This is a genomic window from Roseiarcus sp. (assembly GCF_052145395.1).
Lineage (GTDB): Bacteria > Pseudomonadota > Alphaproteobacteria > Rhizobiales > Beijerinckiaceae > Roseiarcus.
Window position 1 is genome coordinate 1 of sequence record NZ_JBKQOT010000844.1, and the last position, 2,697, is coordinate 2,697.

Consider the following 2,697-nt stretch of genomic DNA (forward strand, 5'->3'; position numbering starts at 1 on the left):
TCAGCCAGGTGTCGATCTCCCAGGCGTCGGCCTTCCGGTCTGCGATCAGGACGGCGATGATTCCGTTGTCGCCGAATCGGTCGACCAGGCGAACCTGCACGACGTGCCTCGCCGGGTCGTGGATCGCTAGACCTCCAAGGGGTCTTGCCCCAGATGCTGGGCAAGCGCCTGACTGCGCGCTAGCGTCCTAACCCACTGCATCGTCAAACTGCGCGCCATGCCTCCCTCCTTCGCCAGTGCAATCGTGCGTGTCGCGCGTCTGGCGACGCGACAGCTGCGCGACGTTCTGAATAGATTCGTGCGTTTTCCTGCGGAGCGCGGTCCATCTCCCAAGCTTTTCGCTGCTCGCGCCCAAAATGTCTTTCACTGCCTTTTCAGCGTCAATCCCACAATCGAAAAAAGAACGGATGTTCCTGTCTAAATCTAAGGGGGCTTGAGCCCGCTGAACGCTAGCCTTCCGTCACGACCCCGGGCCGTCGCCAGGATATCACTCACTGATATGTATTGCTCCTGTCATTACTCCTTGTACCAGGTAATCTGCACGCCGTTGGCGACGAGGCGGCCGTCCGGCGTCCAGAGGGCGCAGGTCTGGTCGGCGAAGCTGTTGTGGAAGATCGTCGCGTCGGCCTCGCCGAGCAGCGGCGCCGCGCCGATGGCGGCGAGTTCGTCGGCGTCGGCATGGAAATAGCTGGTGAGCGACACCGTCGCCATCGGCTGGAAAGTGCCGCGCGCGTGCATGATGCGCACGAAGAAGGCGTCCGACAGCGCGGCCAGCGAGACGAAATCGAGCGGGCGGTCGGGCGCGTCCTGGATATAGGCGAGGCTGCGCGCGCTGTGGACCAGGCCGTCGCTGCGCGGATAATTGTCAAGTCCGCCCTCGACGAAACGGAAGGAATAACGCCGCGTCCATTCCGGCCGGCCGTCCTTTCGCATCTCCGTCAGGCTGTCGCGCGACGGAGCCGTCGGGCCCTTGACCGGGTAGTGCGACCAGACGGGCTTCCGCGCGCCGCAGACGGCGGTCGCGGTCGTGCAGACGACGCCCTTCTGTTTGAGCTCCATCGACCAGTGCTGCGTGGTCTTGCCCCCGCGCTGGAGCCTCGTCTCGATCTCGAATTCGCCCTCGGCGATGGGGCCGCAGAAATTGACGGTAAGGGCGATCGGATCGGCGAGGCGCCGCGGATCGACCAGGACCGCGTTGAGGAGCGCCGCCGCCGTCACGCCGCCGAAGGGACCCGCCATGTTGGCGTAGGCCGGGTGGGTCGCACCGGCGTGCCAGCCCTCGCCGAGCGGCACGAGCCGCGTCGCCTCATCGAGCGCATGCGCCTCGGACTGCATCGAATCTCACGCCTCCGGGACGGTTCTCCCCGCGAACGCGGAGCAGGAAGGCTCCACGGTCAAACCTTTTCGACCTGCCCGAACTCGAGATCGACCGGGGTTGCGCGGCCGAAGATCGACACCGCGACCTTCACGCGGGAGCGGGACTCGTCGACCTCCTCGACCACGCCGTTGAACGAGGCGAACGGCCCGTCGGCGACCCGCACGTTCTCGCCGATCTCGAACCGGATCGCGGCCGTCGGGCGCTCGACGCCCTCGGCGACCTGGCCCTTGATCCGCTCCGCCTCGAGATCGGGGATCGGCATCGGCTTGTTGTCGGCGCCGAGGAAGCCGGTCACCTTCGGAGTGTTCTTGATGAGGTGATAGACCTCGTCGGTCAGATCGCACTTCACCAGCACATAGCCGGGGAAAAACTTCCGTTCCGCGCTGATCTTGCGCCCGCGCCGCACCTCCACGACGTTCTCGGTCGGCACCAGGATCTCCTCGAACTTGTCTTCGAGGCCGCGCTGGGCCGCCTGCTCGCGGATGGAGTCTTTGACCTTCTTTTCAAAGTTCGAATAGGCGTGGACGATATACCAGCGCATGGTCATGGTTTCAGGTTCCAGAATGGAGGGCGCTTCGGCGCTCGCTCGAAACGCGCCGGCGCTCAACCGCCGTTGCGTCCGAAGCCGAGCGCGAAGCCGACCAGCACCCGCAGCGCCTCGTCGACCACGGTGAAGAATATGCTGGCGAAAGCGACGAGCAGCAGCACGAGCCCGGTCGTGATCAGCGTCTCACGCCGCGTCGGCCACACGACCTTCGAGGCCTCCGAACGCACCTGCTGGATAAATTCGAACGGGTTGGTCATTCAGTTTCCGATGACGATTGCGGGGCGGACGGCGCAGAGGCCGCCGGCCAGAAAAACTCGCGGCGCGGGGCCTCTCGGCGCCGCGCCACCGGACCCTCATATAGGAAAACCGGCGCGCGCGCCAAGCGAAATGTGACATTCCGGTCGTCAAACCGTCATCTCGGGCGTCCCTCGGCCGGCGCGTCCCCCTCCCCCCGCGATCCCCGGGTCAAAAGCCCGGGGAGGGAGAGGGTCGGGGTGAGCGGCTGCGCAAACCTCTGCGCGCTGGCCCTGCCCCTCATCCGGCCTTCGGCCACCTTCTCCCCGCTTGGCGGGGCGAAGGCGCCTACCCCCGAAAGTGCTTCGACAGCTTCAGCCCCTGATGCTGGTAGTTCGAGGTCGCGCCCGCCCCATAGAGCTCGTCCGCCGCGTCCGCGAACTACCAGCATCAGGGGCTGAAGCTGTCGAAGCACTTTCGGGGGTAGGCGCCTTCGCCCCGCCAAGCGGGGAGAAGGTGGCCGAAGGCCGGATGAGGG

Annotated in this window: 3 protein-coding genes and 1 pseudogene; all 4 read right to left on the bottom strand. The window is 65.9% G+C overall.

What is annotated here, in order from left to right:
* Nucleotides 1-516: 516 nt before the first annotated feature.
* Complete coding sequence (locus ACLP25_RS29395; RefSeq protein ID WP_442472632.1) at nt 517-1,335, bottom strand: acyl-CoA thioesterase; 819 nt, start codon at nt 1,333-1,335, stop codon at nt 517-519.
* Nucleotides 1,336-1,394: 59 nt separating this feature from the next.
* Complete coding sequence (gene nusG, locus ACLP25_RS29400) at nt 1,395-1,925, bottom strand: transcription termination/antitermination protein NusG (protein ID WP_442472633.1); 531 nt, start codon at nt 1,923-1,925, stop codon at nt 1,395-1,397.
* A 56-nt stretch (nt 1,926-1,981) separates the two neighbouring features.
* Nucleotides 1,982-2,182, bottom strand: coding sequence for a preprotein translocase subunit SecE (gene secE / locus ACLP25_RS29405; RefSeq protein WP_442472634.1), 201 nt, complete (start codon nt 2,180-2,182; stop codon nt 1,982-1,984).
* A gap of 325 nt (nt 2,183-2,507) precedes the next feature.
* Nucleotides 2,508-2,582: pseudogene (locus tag ACLP25_RS29410) on the bottom strand (hypothetical protein); the annotation flags it as partial.
* Nucleotides 2,583-2,697 lie beyond the last annotated feature (115 nt).